Source organism: Sphingobium sp. (genome assembly GCF_036170395.1).
Classification (GTDB): Bacteria; Pseudomonadota; Alphaproteobacteria; order Sphingomonadales; family Sphingomonadaceae; genus Sphingobium.
On sequence record NZ_JAVHPD010000009.1, the window covers coordinates 1 to 22146 of the forward strand.

The 22146-nt window shown below is 66.8% G+C and carries 18 protein-coding genes and 1 pseudogene; 8 read left to right on the forward strand and 11 right to left on the reverse strand.

Annotated elements, in window-relative coordinates; all coding sequences use genetic code 11:
- The 5 genes from miaB to V2B31_RS03405 form a co-directional block, all read left to right on the forward strand.
- The coding region (gene miaB / locus V2B31_RS03385; protein ID WP_328275279.1) for a tRNA (N6-isopentenyl adenosine(37)-C2)-methylthiotransferase MiaB at positions 1 to 1052 on the forward strand (1052 nt) is incomplete at its 5' end.
- Between the two features lie 122 nt (positions 1053 to 1174).
- Complete coding sequence (locus V2B31_RS03390) at positions 1175 to 2179, forward strand: PhoH family protein (RefSeq protein ID WP_328275281.1); 1005 nt, start codon at positions 1175 to 1177, stop codon at positions 2177 to 2179.
- A 123-nt stretch (positions 2180 to 2302) separates the two neighbouring features.
- Positions 2303 to 2815 carry an rRNA maturation RNase YbeY gene (gene ybeY, locus V2B31_RS03395; RefSeq protein WP_328275283.1) on the forward strand — a complete coding sequence of 171 codons (513 nt, stop codon included), beginning with the start codon at positions 2303 to 2305 and terminating at the stop codon, positions 2813 to 2815.
- Between the two features lie 8 nt (positions 2816 to 2823).
- Positions 2824 to 3747, forward strand: coding sequence for a hemolysin family protein (locus tag V2B31_RS03400; RefSeq protein WP_328275285.1), 924 nt, complete (start codon positions 2824 to 2826; stop codon positions 3745 to 3747).
- Between the two features lie 551 nt (positions 3748 to 4298).
- The gene (locus V2B31_RS03405) at positions 4299 to 5786 is read left to right on the forward strand and encodes a DUF2142 domain-containing protein (protein WP_328275287.1); all 1488 of its coding nucleotides are present in this window, start codon (positions 4299 to 4301) and stop codon (positions 5784 to 5786) included.
- Positions 5787 to 5837: 51 nt separating this feature from the next.
- Here V2B31_RS03405 and V2B31_RS03410 read toward each other — a convergent pair.
- The 4 genes and pseudogenes from V2B31_RS03410 to V2B31_RS03425 all read right to left on the reverse strand — a co-directional run.
- Positions 5838 to 6401, reverse strand: a pseudogene (locus V2B31_RS03410) (phosphatase PAP2 family protein); the annotation flags it as partial.
- Positions 6379 to 7776, reverse strand: coding sequence for a dihydrolipoyl dehydrogenase (gene lpdA, locus V2B31_RS03415; protein ID WP_328275289.1), 1398 nt, complete (start codon positions 7774 to 7776; stop codon positions 6379 to 6381). The gene lpdA and the pseudogene V2B31_RS03410, both read right to left, overlap by 23 nt.
- 18 nt (positions 7777 to 7794) lie before the next feature.
- Positions 7795 to 8193, reverse strand: coding sequence for an acyl-CoA thioesterase (locus tag V2B31_RS03420; RefSeq protein WP_328275291.1), 399 nt, complete (start codon positions 8191 to 8193; stop codon positions 7795 to 7797).
- Positions 8193 to 9503, reverse strand: coding sequence for a pyruvate dehydrogenase complex dihydrolipoamide acetyltransferase (locus V2B31_RS03425; RefSeq protein WP_328275293.1), 1311 nt, complete (start codon positions 9501 to 9503; stop codon positions 8193 to 8195). Before V2B31_RS03425 ends, V2B31_RS03420 begins: the two co-directional genes overlap by 1 nt.
- Positions 9504 to 9681: 178 nt before the next feature.
- Here V2B31_RS03425 and V2B31_RS03430 point away from each other — a divergent pair, with 178 nt between their 5' ends.
- Entirely contained in the window at positions 9682 to 10137 is a 456-nt protein-coding gene (locus tag V2B31_RS03430; RefSeq protein ID WP_328275295.1) for a universal stress protein, read from the forward strand.
- A 132-nt stretch (positions 10138 to 10269) separates the two neighbouring features.
- On the opposite strand, the gene V2B31_RS03435 is transcribed toward V2B31_RS03430, so the two are convergent.
- Positions 10270 to 12771, reverse strand: coding sequence for a ribonuclease R family protein (locus V2B31_RS03435; RefSeq protein WP_328275297.1), 2502 nt, complete (start codon positions 12769 to 12771; stop codon positions 10270 to 10272).
- Positions 12772 to 12849: 78 nt separating this feature from the next.
- On the reverse strand, positions 12850 to 13266 hold the full coding sequence (locus V2B31_RS03440; protein WP_328275299.1) for a GtrA family protein: 417 nt from the start codon (positions 13264 to 13266) through the stop codon (positions 12850 to 12852).
- Positions 13267 to 13311: 45 nt separating this feature from the next.
- Here V2B31_RS03440 and V2B31_RS03445 point away from each other — a divergent pair, with 45 nt between their 5' ends.
- Entirely contained in the window at positions 13312 to 15210 is a 1899-nt protein-coding gene (locus V2B31_RS03445) for a hypothetical protein (protein WP_328275302.1), read from the forward strand.
- Here the strand turns inward: V2B31_RS03445 and V2B31_RS03450 are convergent.
- Both V2B31_RS03450 and V2B31_RS03455 read right to left on the reverse strand, forming a co-directional pair.
- A complete protein-coding gene (locus V2B31_RS03450; RefSeq protein WP_328275305.1) occupies positions 15172 to 15600 on the reverse strand; it encodes a nucleoside deaminase in 429 nt (142 codons plus the stop codon). The genes V2B31_RS03445 and V2B31_RS03450 overlap by 39 nt on opposite strands.
- 84 nt (positions 15601 to 15684) lie before the next feature.
- The gene (locus V2B31_RS03455) at positions 15685 to 15906 is read right to left on the reverse strand and encodes a hypothetical protein (protein ID WP_328275307.1); all 222 of its coding nucleotides are present in this window, start codon (positions 15904 to 15906) and stop codon (positions 15685 to 15687) included.
- A 148-nt stretch (positions 15907 to 16054) separates the two neighbouring features.
- On the opposite strand from V2B31_RS03455, the gene rpmB reads away from it, so the two are divergent.
- The gene (gene rpmB / locus V2B31_RS03460; RefSeq protein WP_328275309.1) at positions 16055 to 16348 is read left to right on the forward strand and encodes a 50S ribosomal protein L28; all 294 of its coding nucleotides are present in this window, start codon (positions 16055 to 16057) and stop codon (positions 16346 to 16348) included.
- 135 nt (positions 16349 to 16483) lie between these two features.
- On the opposite strand, the gene V2B31_RS03465 is transcribed toward rpmB, so the two are convergent.
- The 3 genes from V2B31_RS03465 to V2B31_RS03475 all read right to left on the reverse strand — a co-directional run bounded on the left by V2B31_RS03465 (position 16484) and on the right by V2B31_RS03475 (position 22144).
- Entirely contained in the window at positions 16484 to 16834 is a 351-nt protein-coding gene (locus tag V2B31_RS03465; protein ID WP_328275313.1) for a UrcA family protein, read from the reverse strand.
- A 661-nt stretch (positions 16835 to 17495) separates the two neighbouring features.
- On the reverse strand, positions 17496 to 19019 hold the full coding sequence (locus V2B31_RS03470) for a hypothetical protein (RefSeq protein ID WP_328275315.1): 1524 nt from the start codon (positions 19017 to 19019) through the stop codon (positions 17496 to 17498).
- Between the two features lie 116 nt (positions 19020 to 19135).
- On the reverse strand, positions 19136 to 22144 hold the full coding sequence (locus V2B31_RS03475; protein ID WP_328275317.1) for a calcium-binding protein: 3009 nt from the start codon (positions 22142 to 22144) through the stop codon (positions 19136 to 19138).
- Positions 22145 to 22146: the final 2 nt, after the last annotated feature.

Here is a 22146-nt window from a genome sequence, read left to right on the forward strand (position 1 = left end):
GCGCCCGCAATGTCGACATCGTCGTCGGCCCGCAGGCCTATCACCGCCTGCCCGATCTCATCGGCAAGGCCGGGCGCGGCGAAGCCGCCGTCGATACCGACATGCCGCTCGCCTCCAAATTCGGCGCGCTCCCCGCCCGCACCAAGCAGGCGCGTCCCACCGCCTTCCTCACCATCATGGAAGGCTGCGACAAATTCTGCACCTATTGCGTCGTCCCCTACACGCGCGGCGCGGAGATCAGCCGGTCCTGGTTGGCCATCATCGATGAAGCCAAGGCGCTGGTTGACGGCGGCGCGCGCGAAATCACCCTGCTCGGGCAGAATGTCAACGCTTGGGAAGGCGAGGACGACAAGGGCCGCGCGCAGGGCATGGATGGCCTCGTGCGCGAACTCGCGAAGATCGGCGGCCTCGCCCGCATCCGCTACACCACCAGCCACCCCAATGACATGAGCGATGGCCTGATCGCTGCCCATGGCGAGGTGGACAAGCTCATGCCCTTCCTCCATTTGCCGGTGCAGGCGGGCAACGACCATATCCTGAAAGCCATGAACCGCAGCCACAGCGCGGAGAGTTACCTACGGATCATAGAGCGCGTCCGCGCCGCCCGCCCCGACATCGCCATTTCGGGCGACTTCATCGTCGGCTTCCCCGGCGAGACCGAGGCGGAGTTTCAGGACACGCTCGCCATCGTGGAGCAGGTCCGCTACGCCCAATGCTACAGCTTCAAATATAGCCCCCGCCCCGGCACCCCCGCCGCCGACATGGACGGCCAGGTCGCCGCCGACATCATGGAAGACCGCCTCGCCCGGCTTCAGGCTTTGCTCAACCGCCAGCAGGCGGATTTCAACGCGGCGACCGTCGGCCGCACCACCGATATCCTGCTCGAACGCAAGGGCCGTCACCCCGGCCAGCTCATCGGCAAGTCGCCCTGGCTCCAGTCGGTCGTCGTCACCGCGCCGGAGCTTTCCATCGGCGACATGGTTGATGTCACTATCATCAGCGCCGGCCCGAACAGCCTGGCCGGCGAAACCGTGAGGAGGAAGGCCGCTTGAACCCAAAAACCGTCATTCCCGCGCAAGCGGGAACCCATCTCCCGATCCCTCGGCAAGCGCTTGGGTCAGGGACATGGTCGCTCCCCAACCGGGACGGGACGGACGACAAGGGAGGCCGATGAATGTCCAAGAAGCCCCACCACAGCCCCCGCGCCGACACCACCGAGCGCGCGCGGCTCGAAGTCACGTTCGACAAGCCGCACCTTCTGGGCGCGCTCTTCGGCCAATATGACCAGAATCTCGTCGCGATCGAAAACCGCCTCGGCGTCTACATCGCCGCGCGCGGCAACAAGCTCCAGATCGAGGGCGAAGCGGAGGCCGCCGCGCGCGCCCGCGACGTCATGACCGGCCTCTACAACCGCATCGCGGCGGGCCAGGAAATCGATGGCGGCGCGGTCGAGGCGGTCATCGCCATGTCCGCCGAACCCACGCTCGACGGCATCATCCGCCATGACGTGGCCGAACCGCCCAAGGTGATGATCCGTACCCGCAAGAAGACGATCGTCCCGCGCAGCGCCACCCAGGTCACCTATATGGAGGCGCTGACCCGCAACGACATCATCTTCGCGCTCGGCCCGGCCGGCACCGGCAAGACCTATCTCGCCGTCGCCCAGGCGGTCAGCCAGCTCATCACCGGCAGCGTCGATCGCCTCATCCTCTCCCGCCCCGCCGTGGAAGCGGGCGAAAAGCTCGGCTTCCTGCCCGGCGACATGAAGGAAAAGGTCGATCCCTATCTCCGCCCGATCTACGACGCGCTGCACGACACGCTGCCCGCCGAGCAGGTGGAACGCCGCATCGCGTCCGGCGAGATCGAGATCGCGCCGCTCGCCTTCATGCGCGGCCGCACGCTGGCCAACGCCTTCATCGTGCTGGACGAGGCGCAGAACACCACCATCGCCCAGATGAAGATGTTCTTGACCCGCTTCGGCGAAGGCAGCCGCATGGTCATCTGCGGCGATCCCAAGCAGGTCGACCTGCCCCAACCCGGCATCTCCGGCCTCGCCGACGCAGTCGCCCGGCTCGACGGGGTGGAAGGCATCGCCATGGTCCCCTTCGGCATCGCCGACGTGGTGCGCCATCCCGTGGTCGGCCGCATCGTCCAGGCCTATGAGGGGCCGGATGCCTGACCTCGTACATAACCCGTTCGCCCTGAGCCTGTCGAAGGGCTCTGCCGAGCGGAGCGAGGCGCCTTCGCCTCCGCTCAGGCAGAAGGCTTCGACTTCGCTCAGCCCGAACGGAATATTGATACCATGATCGACGTCGCCCTCCTCCACGAAGCCGGCTGGCCGGACGCCGACTGGCAATCCCTCGCCGACCGCGCCGTCGCCGCCGCGATCGCGCACAGCCCCTATGCCGCCTTCGCCGCCGCCCCGACCCTTTACGAGATCGCGGTCAAACTCACCTCCGACGCGGAAGTCCACCACCTCAACCGCGCCTATCGCGACAAGGACCGGCCGACCAACGTCCTCTCCTTCCCGATGGTGCAGGACGACCTGCTCCAGGCCACCGCCAACACCGACGATGGCGAGGTGCTGCTGGGCGACATCGTGCTGGCGGAAGGCGTCTGCGCCGCCGAAGCCGCCGAAAGGGGCATCAGCGTCGCCGATCATGCGACCCATTTGATCGTCCACGGCACTTTTCATTTGCTCGGCTACGACCATATGGACGACAATGAGGCCGAGGCCATGGAAGCGCTGGAGATCGCCGCGCTCGCCAGTCTGGGCCTTGCCGATCCCTATGCGGATCGACCAACAGGGGATTGAACGACATCATGGCTGACGAGGGCGCCACTTCGAAAGAAGCGGACAGTAGCAGCGAAGGCGGCCTGTGGAGCGGCATCAAGTCGCTCCTCTTCGGCGAGGGCGAGGAAACCAGCCTCCGCAAGGAGCTGGAGGAAGCGCTCGACGATTATGACGAGGAAGATCAGGCGCAGAATCCGCCTGCCAAGGGCGACCTGTCCGCGATCGAGCGGCAGATGGTCCGCAACCTCCTCCATTTTTCCGAACATACGGTGGACGATGTCGCCGTCCCCCGCGCCGACATCATCGCGATCGAGGAAAAAGCGAGCTTCGCCGATCTCGCCGCCCTCTTCGCCGAGGCGGGGCACAGCCGCATCCCGGTCTATCGCGAAAATCTCGACACGATCGTCGGCATGATCCACATCCGCGACGCCTTCGCGATCCTCGCGGGCAAGGCGCCGGTGCCCGACACGCTCGCGCCTCTGATCCGCCAGCCGCTTTATGTGCCCGAAAGCATGGGCGCGCTCGACCTGCTCGCCGAAATGCGCGCCAAGCGCACCCATCTCGCCATCGTGCTCGACGAATATTCGGGCACCGAAGGGCTGCTCACCTTCGAGGATCTGGTCGAGGAAATCGTCGGCGAGGTCGAGGACGAGCATGACGATGCGCCCGAAGCGATGCTCGTCCCCTTAGACGGCGGCCTCTGGGAAGCCGACGCCCGCGCCGAGCTGGACGACGTAGCCGAGGAAATCGACGAACGGCTCGGCGACGTCGAGGAGGATGTCGACACGCTGGGCGGCCTCGCCTTCATCCTCGCCGGCCGCGTCCCCGACCCCGGCGAGATATTGCTGCACGAGGAAAGCGGCTGGAAACTCGAAATCGTCGCCAGCGACGGCCGCCGAGTCACCCGCCTGCGCCTGCATCCGCCGGAGGAGCGGGCGGAAGCGGAGGAATGAGGCGAGCAGCCCCACCATCCCCTCATGCTGACCCTGTTTAGAACAACGCTCGTTGACGCCGGATCATACCCACGTCCGTTCGGGCTGAGCCTGTCGAAGCCCCGCCGTTCCGTTTGAGAAAAGACCTGCCCCTCGACCGGCTCGGGGCGAACGGTTCTCATATAATGCCATGCTACGCCGATGCCGACCTAAAGCCCCTCCCCTTCAGGGGAGGGGCTTACAAGTTCTCATCAACGCAGCTTGGTATAAAGCCCGATGCTCCAGCCGCTCTGGCCTCCGGCTCAGCAGCCATTGCGCCGCAAAATGGCAAAGGACCAATGCGAATATGCGCTGGCCCAAATCTAAAGCTTCTTGTTCCCCGACGGAGGCCGGGGTCCAGGTCAGAGCGTGGAACTGGGCCCCGGCCTGCGCCGGGGAACAAGATCTTTTCCTCTTTTTGGATCCTCCATCCGCCTACCTCGGTACGAGACGGCAACATTCCCTGACAGTCGCGAAATATTAAGCCCCCGCTGCGATGGTCGCTATCCATTCGGGCGGAACGACACAGGATCATGCGAAGCGAACGGCACCAGATGCGCGCAGGCCGCCCAGCGGACATGCTGTTCGCCGCCCCATGGAGCGCGCTCGAGAAGCTGTTGCTCGCCCTCGTCTGCGCCGCCACCCTCTTCTTCGCCGCCATCACCCCGCCCTTCCAGGCGCCCGACGAGAATCAGCATTATATGAAGGCGCTGGCCCTCACCCAGGGCAAGCTGCTAACCGAGCAGCGCGGTCCCGCGATCGGCGCGCAGCTGCCCCGCGCCGCGCTCGACATCCACGCCATCGATTTTCCGACCGACGTTCCCCCGACGCCCCGACGCTTCGACGCCACCCAGCTCAAGGCCAGCGCCGCCGCCGACGCCACCCGCCCCGGCGACGCCTTCGCCGACTTCCCCAATGTCGCGAGCTATGCCCCCAGCCTCTACGCCGCCGGCGCGGCGGGCCTCGCGCTCGGCCGCGCCACCGGCCTGCCGTGGATCGAAGCCTTCTACGCCGGCCGGCTCGTCAACGCGCTTGCCGGCCTCGCCCTCCTCGCCGCCGCGCTCGCCCTGCTCCCCTTCGGCCGCAACGCGCTGCTCGCCACCGCCCTGCTGCCGACCTTCGCCTATCAGACCGGCTCACTCTCCCCCGACGCCGTCATCAACGGCCTCGGCTTCCTCGGCCTCGCATTGGCGCTGCGCACCGGCTTCATGAGCCCCGCCCCGGCCCGCACCGCCACGCTGTTCATCACCGGCCCGCTGCTGGCGCTCTGCAAAGGCGTCTATCTCCCCCTCATGGCCGCCGGCCTGCGCTGGCCCGCGGGCCGCCGCGACCTGCGCCCCTGGCTGATCCTCGCGGCCATGGCGCTCGGCGCGCTCGCCTTCCTCGGCTGGATGCATGTCTCAGGCGGCAGCCAGGCGCTCTACCATATCCAGTCGCGCAAGACCGGCGAGACGATGATGACCGCGCCGCTGCGCGATCAGCTCGCCCTCGTCCTCGCCGATCCCGCCGGCTTCGTCCGCATCCTCGTCTCCAGCGTCACCGAGCGCGCGCCGGTCTATGCGCTTCAGATCGTCGGCCGTTTCGGCTGGAACGCGATCCTGCTGCCGCTCATCGCCTATCCGCTCGCGCTGCTGATGCTCGGCGCGGGCGTCGCGAGCGGGTCCGGCGCGCGCTTCGGCATCCTCCAACGGCTCTGGTGGCTCGCCGTCGCGGCGGGCATGGCGCTATTGGTCGAAATCGCCATGTATCTGACCGGCACGCCCTTGGGCGCGGACTATATCCAGGGGACGCAGGGCCGCTATTTCCTGCCCGTCCTGCCGCTCGTGCTGCTGGCGCTGTCGCCCGCCCAGCCGGTGCGCGGCGCGCAGCGCCTGCTCGCGGCCACCGCGATCCCGCTAATGTTGATCGCCGCCGCCACCGTCTATGACAGTTTCTGGGTCCACGGCTTCGTCACCAGCGACGGGATGCCCCCGCATGACGACCTTCTCCGCGAGCTTCTGCTGCCCTCCCCGCGCTGGTAGCCAGGCGCCGCAAAACACCAGCCAGCCCAGCCCCTCGATCCAACCGGCGGTGACGTCGCTAGGCCAATGCACCCCCAGCCACACCCGGCTGACCCCGATCAGCGCGATCATCGCCGCCGCCGCGACATAGCCGCCCCGCCGCCCCGCCAGCATCGCCACCGCGCCGAAGAACATCATATTCCCCGCCGCATGACCGCTCGGGAAGCTGTAACTATTCACAATATCGAGATGCGGCAGCAGGTCCGGCCGGGGCGCAGCGAAAATCTGCTTGAGCCCCAGGTTCAGCAATGTCCCCCCCGCGATCGTCGCGCCGAACCACAGCGCCGACCGCCGCCACCCGAACCAGAGCAACGGCAGCAGCACCACCGCCACCAGCGCCAGCCTGCCGGCCGTCCCGCCGACCGCCGACGCCAGCTGCATGACCACCGTCACATGCCCGCCCAGCGCCGTCTCCCGCGCCCGGCCGCCCGCTTCCATCAGCCCGACATTCACCGCATCGAGCCACCCGGCCCGCTGCATCAGCGCGATCAGCAACACGCAAAAAAGCGCGAGAGCCAAAGCCCCCGCGCCTTTCGCGACCCGGATGTTCGGCTTAGATATGGAGCGCACGCCCATAAGCGGCGAGCACGCTTTCGTGCATGGACTCGCTGATCGTCGGATGCGGGAACACCGTGTGCATCAACTCCGCCTCGGTCGTCTCCAGCGTTTTCCCGATCGTATAGCCCTGGATCATCTCGGTCACTTCCGCGCCGATCATATGCGCGCCCAGCAGCTCGCCGGTCTTCGCGTCGAACACCGTCTTGGTGAAGCCTTCCGCCTCGCCCAGCGCAATCGCCTTGCCATTGCCGATGAAGGGGAACATGCCGACCTTCACCTCATAGCCCGCTTCCTTGGCCTTGGCCTCGGTCAGGCCCACCGACGCGATCTGCGGATGGCAATAGGTGCAGCCCGGAATATTGCGCACGTCCATCGCGTGGGGATGCTTGCCGGCGATGGCTTCGGCGGCGATCACGCCCTCATGACTGGCCTTGTGCGCTAGCCATGGCGGCGCGGTGATGTCGCCGATCGCCCAGAGGCCCTCGACATTGGTGCGGCACATCGCGTCGGTCTTCAGAAAACCGCGGTCGTCCACCGCCACGCCCAGTTCTTTAAGGCCGATGTCGGCCGTGTTGGGCACGATGCCGATGGCGACGATCATATGGCTGAACTCGGCGACCGTCTCCTTGCCCGCCTTGTCCTTGAGCTTCGCCGAAACGCCCGTGTCGCTGACATTGATGTCGCTGACGCCCGCCCCGGTCAGGATGGTCATGCCCTGCTTCTTGAGCGCCTTCTCCAGAAAGGCGGACACATCCGCATCCTCGACCGGCACGATGCGGTCCATCATTTCCACGACGGTCACGTCCGCGCCCATGTCGTTATAGAAGCTGGCGAACTCGATCCCGATCGCGCCCGATCCGATGACCAGCAGCTTGCTCGGCATTTCCGGCGGGGTCATCGCGTGGCGATAGGTCCACACCCGCTTGCCGTCGGCCGGCGTCCCCGGCAGGTCGCGCGCCCGCGCCCCGGTCGCCAGAATGATGTTCTTGGCGGTCAGTTCCTCGGTCTTCCCGTCCTTGGTGACGGACAGCTTACCCTTCCCGGTCAGCTTGCCCTCGCCCATATGGACGGCGATCTTGTTCTTCTTCATCAGGTGCGTGACGCCCTGGTTGAGCTGCTTGGCGACCCCGCGCGAGCGCTTCACGACCGCCGCGATGTCCGCGCTGATCTTCTCCGCCGCCAGCCCATAATCGCCGGCATGCTGCATATAGTGATAGATTTCCGCCGACCGCAGCAGCGCCTTGGTCGGGATGCAGCCCCAATTGAGGCAGATGCCGCCCAGAGTCTCGCGCTCGACAATGGCGGTCTTCAGGCCCAGCTGCGCCGCCCGGATCGCCGCGACATAGCCGCCGGGGCCGGAACCCAGAACGATGAGATCGTAATTCTCAGCCATAATCTCTTCTCTCTTATCTCATTCCGCCATCGGCGGCACGGAACGGGGCTGGCGATCCTCTCCGATCGCCACGAAGGTGAAGGTCGCCTGGGTCACGCGATAGCTGCGGTCATCGTGCCGGGTCCGGCGCCACGCTTCTACGGCGATCTTCATCGACGTGCGCCCAACGGATTTGAGGGTTGCAAAGACCGACACCTCATCCCCCACCACGACCGGGCGCAGGAAGGTCATACCCTCGACCGCGATCGTGACCGCGCGCCCATGGCTGTGCCGCGCGGCGACCGATCCCGCCGCCGAGTCCATCAGGCTCATCAGCCAGCCGCCGAATATGTCCCCATAGGGATTGGTGTCGGCGGGCATGGCGATGACGCGCACCGCCGGACTGGCCTCGGGCGGCTGTTCGTCGACATGGCCCATCAGGCGAGCAGCCCGATCGGGTTCTCGACCAGTTCCTTGAACACCTGCATCAGCCGCGCGCCGTCCGCGCCGTCGATCGCGCGATGGTCGAAGCTGCCGGTCGCCGACATGACGGTCGCGATCTGCACCGCATCCTCGACGATATAGGGCCGCTTCTCGCCCGCACCGATCGCCATGATCATCGCCTGGGGCGGGTTGATGACCGCCTCGAACTGCTTGATGCCGAACATGCCCATATTGGACAGCGACGCCGTGCCGCCCTGATATTCGTCCGGCTTCAGCTTGCCTTCCTTGGCGCGCGCGGCAAGATCCTTCATCGCGGTGGAGATGGCCGCGACGCCCTTGCTGTCCGCCTCGGTGATGATCGGGGTGATGAGCCCGCCGGGGATCGACACCGCCACCGAAATGTCGGCGCGCTTGAATTGCAGCATCTGGTCGCCGGCGAACTGCACATTGCATTCGGGCACCTGCACCAGCGCGACGCCCAGCGCCTTGATGAGCAGGTCGTTGACCGACAGCTTGACCTTGCGGCTCTCAAGCCCGGCGTTGAGTTCGCCGCGCAGCTTCAGCAGCTTGTCGAGCTGGATGTCGACAGTCAGATAGATATGCGGCACCTGCTGCTTGGACTCGGTCAGGCGGCGCGCGATCGTCTTGCGCATACCATTGAGCTTGATGACCTCGTGCGGAATGCCGAAGTCCTGCGCCGCATGGACGACCGGCGCGGGCGCGGCGGCAGGCGCAGCCGCCGGAGCCGGGGCAGCGGCAGGTGCTGCGGTCGGTGCAGACGCGGCGGCGGCCGGCTTCGCGCCATCCAGGTCGGCCTTCACCACCCGGCCGTTCGGCCCCGACCCGGCGATGCCCGACAGGTCGATGCCCTGCGCCTGCGCCAACCGGCGCGCGAGCGGGCTGGCCTTGACCCGCCCGTCGCCAGACGGCGCAGCCTTCGCGGCGGGCGCAGCGTCCGCCTTGGGCGCAGGCCCAGCGGCCTTTTCCGGCACCGGATCGGCCTTGGGCGCGGGCGCCTCCGCCTTCGCGCCGCCGCCGGATGCAGCTGCCGCCACATCCTCGCCCTCTTCGGCGATGATCGCGATGACGGTGCCGACCTTCACCCCTTCGGAGCCTTCCGCGACCAATATCTTGGCGACCACGCCCTCATCGACCGCCTCGAACTCCATCGTCGCCTTGTCGGTCTCGATCTCCGCCAGCAGATCGCCCGACGATACCCTGTCGCCCTCCTTTACCAGCCATTTGGCGAGCGTCCCTTCCTCCATCGTCGGGGAAAGCGCGGGCATCTGGATGTTAGTGCTCATAGGGTTCAGGGCCTCTTCTGGATCATCCGGCTGTTTGGCTTCCATTTCCACCCATTTGCCGGATCGGTCAAGCAACGGCTTGCGAACCCGCAAATTATGCCCCACATTTCACCATAGAGGTTCAAGGCGTCCTTCCTGACGAACAATTGGACGCGATTCAGGCAAGCGGGCGGCACCTATGCGCACATATCTGGTCGTCGTGGACGAGTCGCCCGAAGCGGAGACCGCGCTGCGCTTCGCCGCCCGCCGCGCGGCCAAGACCGGCGGCGCGGTCCGCATCCTCGCGCTCATCCCGCCGGCCGAGTTCGTGCAATGGGGCGGCGTCCAGGCGACGATGGAGGAGGAAGCGCTGCAACGCGCCGAGGCGCTCGTCACCAGCGCGGCCGGCACCCTGTCCGACGAATCCGGCATCCGCCCCAGCATCACCGTGCGCCAGGGCGAGGCCGTTGCCGTGGTGCGCAAGACGCTGGAGGAAATGGACGATGTCGCCGCCCTCGTGCTCGGCGCGGCCGCCAGCGGCAACCCCGGCAAGCTCGTCAGCCACTTCGCCGGCGCCGACGCGGGCAAGCTCCCCTGCCCCATCATGGTCATTCCCGGCGGCCTCTCCCCCGAAGCCATTGACCGCCTGAGCTGACCCCTGCCCAACAATCGTCATCCCCGCGAAGGCGGGGATCCATCTCCGGCGCTATCCTTTTGATGTTAGGTCGGGAGATGGATTCCCGCCTCCGCGGGAATGACGGAACAAAAACTAGGGGGCCACCAATCCCTACCTTTTATGCTTCCCCCGCTTCGCGCCGATATGCCGGATGTTCGCCGGCCGCCCGCGCCGCCCATCGGGCCGAGCGCCGGGCCGCGTCCGATCCCGCTTCATCGGACCACCGCCGCCAACCGCCGGCGCGTCGGGCAGCTCGAAGCGCAGCGATCCGTTCACCGGGTCCGCCTCCGCCAGCCGCAGCTCCAGCCGCTGCCCCACCGCATAGCGATCCCCGCTCTCCACCCCCTCCAGCGCCCGCGCCGCCTCGTCGTAGAAAAACCGCTCGGCCCCCAGCATCGACACCGGCACCAGCCCATCGCCGCCCAGCCCCTCGACCGTCGCGAAAAAGCCGAAATTCTGCACCCCGGTGATCCGCGCTGGCATCACCTCCCCGACATGCGCCGACAGGTACGCCGCCACATAGCGGTCGATCGTCTCGCGCTCGGCCTCCATCGCGCGCCGCTCATGGCGGGAGATTGTCTCGCCCACCCGGCCCATATTCTCATAATCCTCCTGGCTGAGCGAGGATTTGGCCGGGATATCGCCCTTGGGCGGCGGCAGTTCCAGCCCATAAGCCCCCACCAGCGCGCGATGCACCAAAAGGTCGGCATAGCGCCGGATCGGCGAAGTGAAATGCGCATAGCTGCCCAGCGCCAGCCCGAAATGCCCCATGTTCGTAGGCGCATAATAGGCCTGCGTCTGGCTGCGCAGGATCATCTCCATGATCTGCGGCTTCTCCTCCGCCTCGCCGACCTTGGCGATCAGCCGGTTGAAGGTCGCGGGCCTTATCACCTGCCCCAGCGCGAACTCGATCCCGAACGTGTAGAGATAGTCCTTGAGCGCCACCAACTTGTCGCGGCTCGGCGGCTCATGCACGCGATACATGACCGGCGCCTTCTTCGCCTCCAGCGCCTTGGCCGCCGCGACATTCGCCGCGATCATAAAATCCTCGATCAGCATATGCGCGTCGAGCCGCTCGCGCACCGCGACGCTGACGATCCGCCCCTTCTCATCCAGCACCACCCGCCGCTCCGGCAGCTCCAGCGCCAGCGGCTCCCGCCCCTCCCGCGCCTTGCGAAGCAACGCCCAGCACGCCCATAGGGGCTTGAGGGCAGTTTCGAGCAAATCTAGCCCCTCCCCTTTAGGGGAGGGGTTGGGGTGGGGTCCATCCTCATGGCGCTGCGCTTGGGGCGACACCCCACCCCCAACCCCTCCCCTGAAGGGGAGGGGCTTTTGATTGTTTATCGCCGCCTGCGCATCCTCATAAGCCAGCACCGCCGCCACCCGGATCACCGCCCGGCTGAACCGCCACGCGGTCACCTTGCCCTGCGCATTGACGGTCAGATGACACGCCATCGCCGCCCGATCCTCTCCGGCGCGCAGCGAGCATATGTCGGACGAGAGCTGATGCGGCAGCATCGGCACGACGAGATCCGGGAAATAGACGCTGTTCCCGCGCTTTCTCGCTTCCTTGTCGAGCGCGCTCCCCGGCCGCACATAATAGCTCACGTCCGCAATCGCGACGATCGCCTTATATCCGCCCGGATTGGCCGGATCATCGTCGGGCGCCGCCCACACCGCATCGTCATGGTCGCGCGCATCCACCGGATCGATCGCCACGATCGGCAAATCCCGCAAGTCCTCCCGCCCCTCAAATTTTCCCCTTGCAGGGGAGGTGGCCGACCGCAGGTCGGTCGGAGGGGTGTCCCCGTCCGCCTTGCCGAGCGAAGCGATCGGCCCCACCCCGATCCCCGCCGCCACGACCGCCTCCTCCTCCACCCGCTCGGGAAACACATGCGGTATCCCATGCTTGTGGATCGCGATCAGGCTGAAGCTGCGCGGCGCGAAGGGATCGCCCAATATCTCGGTCACGCGCGCGGATATACGCGGCGGGCGGCCATGCGGCTCGGCCAGCACAAGATCGCCCGGCTTCGCCTCGCCCGCGTCGCTGATCGGCGTGTCCTTGCGGATGCGCTTGTCCACAGGGCGCAGCCACAGCTTGCCGTCGGCCATGGTCTCGACCACGCCCAGCAATTCCTCGCTCGCCTTGGCGAGCTTCTTCATGACGTGCGCCACCCAGCCGCGCCCCGCCTCCCCGGTGCGCGCCAATATGCGGTCGCCGATCGTCAGCGCGCCCCTTTTCCCCCGCTCCATCACGCGCAGGCGCGGCGCGGGCTGCCCCTCCGCCTCCCAGCGTTCGGGCGTCGCGATCAGGGTCGTGTCATCGACATCGACGATCCGCAGCACCGTCACCTTGGGCACACCGCCCATCTTGTGGAAAGCGCGCGCCGGGCCGACATCGATCAGCCCTTCGTCCGCCATGTCCTTCAGCAGCGCCTTGAGCGCGATCTTCTCCTGCCCTTTCAGGCCGAACGCCTTGGCGATCTCGCGCTTGCCAGCGGGCGTGTCGGAGGAGGCGATAAAGTCCATCACCGCCTCGCGCGTGGGAAATCCGGCCGGCCGCACCTTGGCTCGGGCAGGGGCGGGCTTCTTGTCTCTCGGGGTCGCTACCATGGCTAGAGGCTATAGGCACCCCCCGCCCCCCGCGCCAGTGCGATGGCGGCCGGCGCTAAACGCAGGTTGCGGCAAACGTCAGCGAAACACCCATTGCCGGTTGAGCAGGAACACCAAGGCCGGCGTCACGAACAGCATCGCCGGGATCGGCGACCATTCGGGCCAGCCCATATGGCTGACGCAGAGCCAGACCCAGGTCGCGTTCAGGGCATAGCTGACGATCGACACGGCGACGAACTTCGCGCCGCGCGTGGCATGGCTCGCCTCGCCGCCTTGGCCGCGAAAGGTGAAGGCGCTGTGGCTGACATAGCCGATCGCCACCGCCGCCAGATAGCCGATGAAATTGGCGAGCTGCACATGCAGCCCTGCGAGCGCCGCAAGGCACCAGTAGATCACCGCCTGGCACGCGGTCACGAACAGCCCGGTCACGCCATAGCGCACCAATTGCCAGAACAGCGCCCGATGCTCCGCGCTCACCCGTTCGACGAATTTCATGGGGCACCCCGTTGCGCTTTGACGCGGAGCCTCTAATCGAGCGGCATGAGCTTGCATAGCGCGGACAGCGTCTGGAAAAATGCGCTTCATCGGGGCGCGCTGCTGGCCGATCTCGCGCAGCGCCACTGGAAATGGCTGACCTTCCTCATCTGGGTCGCGACAGTGGTGGGCTTCATCGTCACGCGCTGGCCGGCGATCCACTGGCTGGTGCTGGGCGACACCGACGACAATATGCGCTATCTTCAGGTGAAGGATTGGCTGGCCGGACAGGGCTGGTTCGATCTACGCCAATATCGGCTCGATCCACCGGGCGGGGCGAATATCCATTGGTCGCGGCTGGTCGACCTGCCGATCGCGGCGCTGATGCTGTTCTTCCGGGCGTTCGCAGATCAGGGGCTGGCCGACCGGCTGGCGCTGGGGATCGCGCCGCTCCTCCCGCTGCTGCTGCTGATGCTGAGCCTCGGCTTCATCGGCCGGCGGCTTGCCGGGCCGCAGGGCTGGCTGCTCGCCGTCCTCGCCCCCTTCGCGACGCAGATGGCGCTCGGCATGTATGCGCCGATGCGCATCGATCATCATGGCTGGCAGCTTGCGCTGGCGCTGACGATGCTCGCCGGCGTGATCGACGAACGGCGGGTGCGCGGCGGGCTGATGGCGGGGCTCAGCAGCGCGCTGTCGGTCGCGATCGGCATGGAGATGATCGTCTATCTGGCGGCGGGCGGCGCGCTGATCGCGTTGCGCTGGGTGTTCCGGCCGGGGGCCGAGCAACGGATGCTCCCCTATGGCCTCGGCCTCGCAGGAGGCGCGTCGCTCCTCTATCTGCTCTTCGCCAGCTACGCCAATCGCGAACCCGTGTGCGACGCCCTTTCCCCCATCTGGGTCGCGGTGTTCGGCGCGGCCGGCGCGGGCATGGTGCTGCTCTCGCTCATCCGCTCGCGCGGTTGGCCGGTGCGGCTGGGCGCGGGCGCGCTGGTAGGCGGCGCGGTCGCCGCCTTCCTCTATGTGAACTGGCCGCAATGCCTCAGCCCCTACCAGATCTCGCCCGAACTCCAGCGGCTCTGGCTGGTCAACATCCGCGAGGCCAAGCCGATCACCGCGCAGGCGCAGAGCCTCGTCGTGCCGCTGCTGGCGATGCCGGTCGCCGGGCTGATCGGCCTCCTCGGGGCCTTGTGGGACGCGCGGCGGGACGGCGAGCAGCTCTGGGCCTGGGCGACCGTTGGCCTCATGATGCTCTTCTCGACCGCTCTGCTCTTCTGGCAGTTGCGCGCCGGCCCGGCGGCGCAGTTGCTCGCGATCCCGCCCGCCGCCTGGGCCGCGCACCGTCTGCTCGCCGCGCTTTTCACCGGCACGCGCCGCGCCCGCATCGCCGCTGCGATCGGCGCGGCGCTCATCGGCACAGCCGCCGCTGCCTCTCCGCTTTACACGCCGGCGCTCAAGCTCTGGCAGCAGGCGACCGGCACCGTGCCCAAGCCCTGGCGTCCCTCCGCCAAGGCGCGCACCGACGCCATCAACAGGGCGAACGGCCGCTGCCGCACCCTACCCGCGCTGGAGGTGCTGGACCAGCTCCCGCCCGCCACTATCTTCACCATGGTCGATCTCGGCCCGCGCCTCATCGCCACGACGCATCATAGCGCCATCGCCGGCCCCTATCATCGCAACGGCGCGGCGATCCTCGACATCCACCACGCCTTCGACGGGCCGGCGAGCGGCTTCCGCGCCATCGCCGCCAGCCATGGCGCGATCTATCTGCTGGTCTGCCCGAATTTCCCGGAAGGCACTATCTATCAGGCGCGCAGCCCGCGCGGCTTCTATGCCGACCTGATGCGCGGCCAGCGCCCCGACTGGCTGACGCCTGTGACGCTGAGGACCGGCATGACGCTGCCCTATCAGCTCTACCGCATCGACTATTCAGCGGCGCGCGGCGAAAAAATCCCGCAGCAACGCTGAGGCTTCCGCCTCGGCCAGCCCGCCATAGACCTCCGGCCGGTGCAGGCATTGCGGCTGGGTGAAGAGGCGCGGCCCCTGTTCGATCGCACCGCCCTTGGGATCGCCCACCGCATAATAGAGCCGCGCGATCCGCGCGTGCGAGATCGCGCCGGCGCACATGGCGCACGGCTCCAGCGTCACCCACAGGTCGCACCCCGTCAGCCGAAAGTCGCCAAGTCTCCCCGCCGCCGCCCGCATCGCGACGATTTCGGCATGGGCGGTGGGATCATGGTCGCGCCGGTTGCGATTCTCGCCTTCGCCGAGGATCACGCCGTCCCTGGTCACGACAGCGCCGATCGGCACCTCCCCCGCGGCCTCCGCCGCGCGCGCGAGGTCAAGCGCGCGGCGCATCGTTGCCGGCATAGGGAAAGGGGGCAAGGGAAAGGGCGGAGCCATCGCCCCGCCCTTAGACCATATAGCGCCGCTGGGGAAAGATCAGGGCTTCTTCACGTCCACGGTCGGCACCTCGATCGTTTCCTTGCGGGTGCCCACTTCCACCTTCGCCACGTCCGCGTCATATTGGGGCAGCTTCCCCTCCTTGATGGCGACTTCGGGCAAGCGCCCGTCCTGGGTCTTTTGCAGGTCGATGAAGCCGGTGGCGATGCCGCCGGCCAGGATCAGCAGGATGATGACCAGCACGCCACCGATGACTCGCATGTTCCGCCTCCTTCGTGGTAATGCAGGTTAAACGCACGGCGCGCATAAGGGTTGCGATTCACCCGCCGGCCGGCTTGACGATCCCCGAGAATCCCGTTATCGGCGCGGCTTTCCGAACGAACCCGTATTTTTCAAAGGTTGATTGACTATGTCGCGCATTTGCGAGCTGACCGGCAAGGGTCGCCAGGTGGGTCACAATGTATCCCACGCCAACAACAAGACCAAGCGGGTGTTCCTGCCGAACCTCCAGAATGTCTCGCTGATTTCCGAGGCGCTGGAAACCACGGTCAAGCTGCGCGTGTCGACCCACGGCCTGCGTTCGGTCGAGCATAATGGCGGCCTCGACAACTGGCTGGTCAAGACCAGCGACGAGAAGCTCTCGCTCAAGGCCCGCCGCCTGAAGCGCGACATCCTGAAGAAGAAGGCCGCCGTCGCGGCCTGACACGTCCGACCCGGTTCGGCATCGAGAAGCGGCCCCGATCACGGGCCGCTTTTTTTGCGTCGGGCGACGCCCCGGCAACAACAAAAAGGCCCGGCGGCGACGCCGGGCCTTTTGCCGTCATGATCCTTGAGGCGGTCAGTTGCCGACCACCGGCCGCACCGGCTCGCTGCCGCGCGCGTCGGCATAGCGCTCCTTGGTCTCGGCGCGGGCGATCGCGGCGCTCATGCGCGGCGCGACATGCGCCATCGCCTTCGCCTTGCACTGCTGCTGCGTGTGCAGGTCGGACGCGGCGCAGACGCGGGTGGCGGCGCGCGACAGGCGGCTGCGCAATTCCTTCTGCTGGTCGGCCTTGGTCAGGTCCAGGTCGCCATGATAGACCTCCTTGGTGCGGCCATTGGACTGGAAATCCTCGGCAAATGCCGCGCCGCTGCTGAGCGCCAGAGCGACGCCGGAAAGGGCGGTGACGAATTTGGGCGAAACGAACATGGGGCTTTCTCCTCGATCCTGTGTCACCCGGCGCGCCGCCCGATAGAGGGGGCATGGCGGCGCTTTGCCGGGTGCGAACGGACCGGGCCGTCAAGGGTCTTAGGGGTCGGCCCGTCGTCCGTTCGCTCATTCTGTTTAGCCCCGCCCGCCCCCGTCCGCGCGCCCGCTTCGACCGGGCGCAACGCGCATCTGCCAAGCGACAAAGAACCGTCAGGACGGGACGAACAGCAGGACGAACGACATCTCGCTCGCCGCAAACGACATATTGCCGTAGCGGCAAGCGCGAATCGGACTGGGAGGACGGCGCAGCCGCGCGACGATAGAAAACGCCCCCGGCGCAAGGGATTGCCGGGGGCGTATCCAGGCGCTGTCGGGCACACCGGATCGGGTCGAAACTGCTGCATGACAGACGACGCCCTTTGCGGTGAACCGTGGGTGAACGGTCGCGGCGCGTCTGTCCGATGCCGCCACCATAGCCGATTCGCTCGGCTCCCCGCGCCTCCTTCGATGATCCGCCGATGTTTGCCGCCGGGCGGCATCACCGGCGGACGAACGACAGTCAGCCGCCGACCAACGACATTTTCAAGCTTTCCGTAGCGTCAACAAGTGGATGATCCTGTTCCCCGGCGACCATTGCATTCTCCGCTCGACGCAGCCGGCATCAGTCGTTGCGCTGCAAACGCCCCGGATTGTCCGGGCGCTGCGCCAGCCGCTCGGCCCGCGCCGCCACCCGCTGCTGCGCCTGCGCCTGGCGCTGGGCCGCGCGTTCCGCCTGCCGCGCCGCGCGCTGCTGTCCCTGCGCCGCCTGCTGGGCGCGCCGCTGCTGGGCCTCAGCCGTGCGCTGCTGGCGCACCCGGTCCGCCTGAGCCGCCTCGCGCACCCGGCGCTGGGCCTGCTGCGCCTGCGCCTGCCGCCGCTCGGCCGCCTGCTGCCGCTGCGCATCGGCCCGTCGCGCGGCCTGTTCGCGCGTGCGCTGGCGATCCTGCCGCGCCGCCTGTTCGGCGCGCTGCTGCCGGGCCTGCGCCGCCGCGCGCTGTGCCTGCGCTTGCCGCCGGTCCTGCCGCGCCTCCGCCTCGCGCCTTTGCGCCTGAACCCGTCGCTGCTCAGCCCGGCGCTGCTCGGCCTCCCGCCGGTCGGCGATCCGCGCGCGCTCCGCCTGCGCCACGCGCCGGTCCTGCCGCGCCTCGGCCGCGCGCCGCTGCTGCGCTGCGCGCCGCTCCGTAAGCGCGACCTGCCGCTCGCGCGCCTGCGCCGCCTCCCGCCGGTCGCGTGCCGCCTCGCGCCGCTGCTCGGCCGCATAGAAGCGCGGCGGCGGCGTGCGGAAATCCTCCCGCTGCCAGCTTGCAAAGCGCGTCGCCGCCTGGTTGCGCGCGCGAGCTTCGGCCGCCCAATGCGCCCGCGCCCGATCGTCCTGCCGCGCCCGATAGGCGCGCCACTGCGCCTGCTCGGCCCTCGCCTGTGCCCAGCGCGCCCGGTCCTGCGCGATCGCGGAGCGCCGCGCCGCCCATTGCCGCGCCTCGATCCGCTCGCGCTCGCGCGCCCGCGCCGCACGGCGCATGTCGGTCGCCCGCGCATAATAGCGCGACGCATAGGCGTCCCGCGCCCGCGCCTCGCGCCACGGCAGCACCCGCCCGCCGCCGTCATAGACCGCGACCAGCCGGTCGTCGCGATAGCCGTAGCTGTTCCACGGATCGCGCACCAGATAGGGGCTCGCCGCCCCCGGCTCATAATAATAATAGCGATAGCCGCCGTCGATCGGCTCGGCATAGCGCAGATAATCGTCGCCGCTCTCCCAGGCCCAAGGCGTTACGCCCTCGTCATAGGCAAAGCCATAGTCGGGCGGCGCATCGCCCAGCATGTCGGAAAACTGGTCCGCCCGGTCGATCCAGGCATAATCGTCGCCCTGCGGCTCCGCATAGGCGATCGGCCGCGCGGCGGGCAGCCGGTCGGCGGGCGGCGCATAGGCCAGCGCACCCGAACCGTCGGCCACATCCATCGGCTGCGCCTCGGGGAGCGGCGGCAGCGAGTCACCTTGGCCGCCCGCCTCATTGCCAAAGGCGTTGCTCCACGCCTGATCGGTCATCGAAAAGCGGTCGGCGACCTTGTCCTCGCCACATCCCGCGACGCTCAGCGCCAGCACGCACAGGCCGCCCAGACGCAGGCGACGGATCACTTCATGGGCCATGGCATCCTCCTTGGACCAGCCACTCCCCCCGACTTGCCGCCCTCCAATGCCCAAAGCCCCCTGAACGATCCGTGGCCGGGCCGTTCAGGGGGGATTTAGGGGATCAGCCCGCCGCCTCAGCCGATGACCATGAAATCCGAGTGGGTGAGGTTCGCGCCATGATTTATTTGCGCGAACAGCACCGCGCGACCGGGGCCGTTGCCGTCTGCGTCATAAAAAACCTGTTGATAAAAACTATCGTACAGAATTCGATCGTCCGCTTCGGTTGCGACCCGGCCCCTCTGAAACGCGCCTGCCGCCAAAGTCCCCGCCGGTCCTATCCCTGCGAAGATCAGCGGGTTGAGCGCAATCTTATCGCCCTCGTCAGAAAAGTCGGTAATGCGATCGATATCGGGGCCGAGCGCCGTATCGAACACGAAGATATCCGCGCCCGCCCCACCGGTCAGCAGGTCGTCGCCGCCATCGCCACGCAGAATATTGTTCCCGGCATTGCCCCTGATCTCGTTCACGTCCGCATCGCCCGAAGCGTTTATGTGCGCGCTGCCGATCATCCGCAAATCCTCGACATGCGTGCCGCGCAGGTCGAACGAAACCGTGCTGACCACCAGGTCATGCCCCTCGCCCGCCTGCTCCACCACCACGTCGCCGGCATTGCTCACATAGTAGATGTCGTTCCCACCCTTGCCGATCATCCGGTCCGCGCCCGCGCCGCCGTTCAGCCGGTTGTGGCCGCTATTGCCGGTCAGTACATTGTCCAGCGCATTGCCCGTCGCGTCGTTGTGCGACCGCCCGGTCAGCGTCAGCGCTTCAACATCGCCGACCAGCTGATAATCGACGGCGGCAAAGACGGTATCATAGCCGCCGCCCGCCTTCTCGACGACCCTGTCGCCGGCATTATCGACATAATAGGCGTCGTTACCGCCCAGCCCGATCATCACATCCGCGCCATCAAGCCCGCTGATGACGTTCGCGCCATCGTCCCCGGTCAGGCGATCATCGAAAGCGGAACCCCGGATATTCTCGAAGCCCGCGACGCTGTCGACCCCTGCCCCGCGTGTATTCTGCGCGCCGGTGATGGCAAGCGAGACCACGACGCCAGCCGCCGCATGTTCGTAGCTCAGGCTGTCGATGCCGTCGCCGCCGTCCAGATAATCCCGCCCCGCGCCGCCTTCGACCCGATCGTTACCCAAGCCGCCGAAGAGGCGATCGTCGCCGTCGATACCAAAAAGCTGGTCGTCGCCGCGCCCGCCGACAAGCCGTTCAGCGGCACCACTGCCATATATCTGATCGGCGAAGCGCGACCCTTCGACATGCTCGATACTGGCCAATGAAATCTTCAGATTGCCGCTCTCCACCGTGCCGCCGCGTTGCAGATCCACGACCGCCCCGGTTTTGAAGCGCGTAAAGCCGACCGTGTCGAAGCCAGCGCCGCCGCTGTAAATGTCATAGCCTGCTCCGGCGATGAACCGATCATCCCCGCCAAGACCGACGAAACTGTCATGATTGGCCGTGCTCACGAATGTGTCGGATGCCGTGTTCGACCCGACCACCACATTTCCGATAACTCCTCGCGACGTCATGTCTTGGGCAACATCGCCGACGAGTTCGAACATCCGCACCGAATAATCGCCGGCATCGCCGCTCACGTCGAGATAGTAGATGCCCGATTGCGCGGGAGATACGGTCAGCTCGCCATTCGCGACATCATGCAGCGCGTTTCCGGCCGCATCGCGAACGACAATGTTCGCAAACCCGCTATCGCTCGTGAACACGTAGCTTTTGTGGGCGGTCAAATTGACGGCGAACCAGTCGTGATCCCCGTTCCCCTCGAGTGAACCCGTCGCGGTTCCTCCCACCGTGATTGTGCCCGTTGTCAGACTTGTGGCAAGATAATCATCCGGCCCCCTTGAACTGGACAAAGTATAGGCGACTGCGTCCCGTCCCTTGGCGACCAGATAATAAGTGCCCGACCGTCCGACGCCGACATCCAGCGTTGAAGTCAGGCCGTTCACGGTAAAGGCGCTCGTCAGCTCTGACCCGTCTTCATCCAGCAGCATGAGGATTGGGCTGTCCGAACCGCCACTGCTGGTTGCGACGAAGCTGTAGGACTGACCATCAATGAGGTTGACGGTATAATGATCGGACTCCAACGCAACCTGCCAGTCCGCCGCAATGATATCACCGATATTCAGCGGCGTTGACGGAGGTGGCGGCGTGATGGGTAATATTTCAACCGATACCGTGTAGCTGGGATCGGCAGGCGAAGGTGTGCCGCTCGTCATCGCCACATAGTAGATGCCACTGGTTTTCGCGCTGAAATCCGTGGTCAGCGCCGTGCCCCTGTTGAACGCCAATACGTCCCCGTCGGCGCTGACGACCTTGATGTTCGCCGGCCAGCTATTGGGATTATCGGCAACGGCGGAAAAGCGATAGGATCGTCCGGCGCTGAGGTTCACGGCGAACCAGTCGCTGTCCGACTTGCTTTCCCAGACGCCTGTCGCTGTTCCTCCGAAGTCCAATGTGCCGGCAAGCGACGCGGACGCACCGAAATCATCCGCGACGGCGGCCAGCGAAACAGAATAGCTTGAGCCTCCCAGTTCCGCCACCCCGACATAGTATCGCCCGGACGTCTCGGCCGTGAAATGCAACGGCCCATATGCGACATCCCCAAGCAATCGCCCTTGCGCGTCGTTCATATAGAGCCGGTTGCCGGGGCCGGCCTGAACCAGGTAGGACTGGCCCGCCACCAGATCGACCGCATACCAGTCGTCTGCTGCGAACGGCCCCGTCTGCGTGACCGTTTCGCCCACGCCGAGCGTGAGGGTGGTAGACGTGGAACCGGGATTGGCGTCGTCGACCTCATAGGCCGATATTTGATATGTCCCACCTTGGACCAAGCTGTCCGCCGCCTTCACCCAATAATCGCCGCTCACCGGCGCGACGAAGGTGATTTTATTGGTGTAGGAAACCGGCGGATCATATGCGGTCCCATCGGGCATCATCAAACTCAGATGGGCGTTCCCAGAGCCGAGATAGATTTGGTAGGTCTTTCCCGCCTCGAATTGAACCCGATACCAATCCGTATCGCCTCGCACGTCGAAGAGACCGCTCACCGTTCCAGTCATTT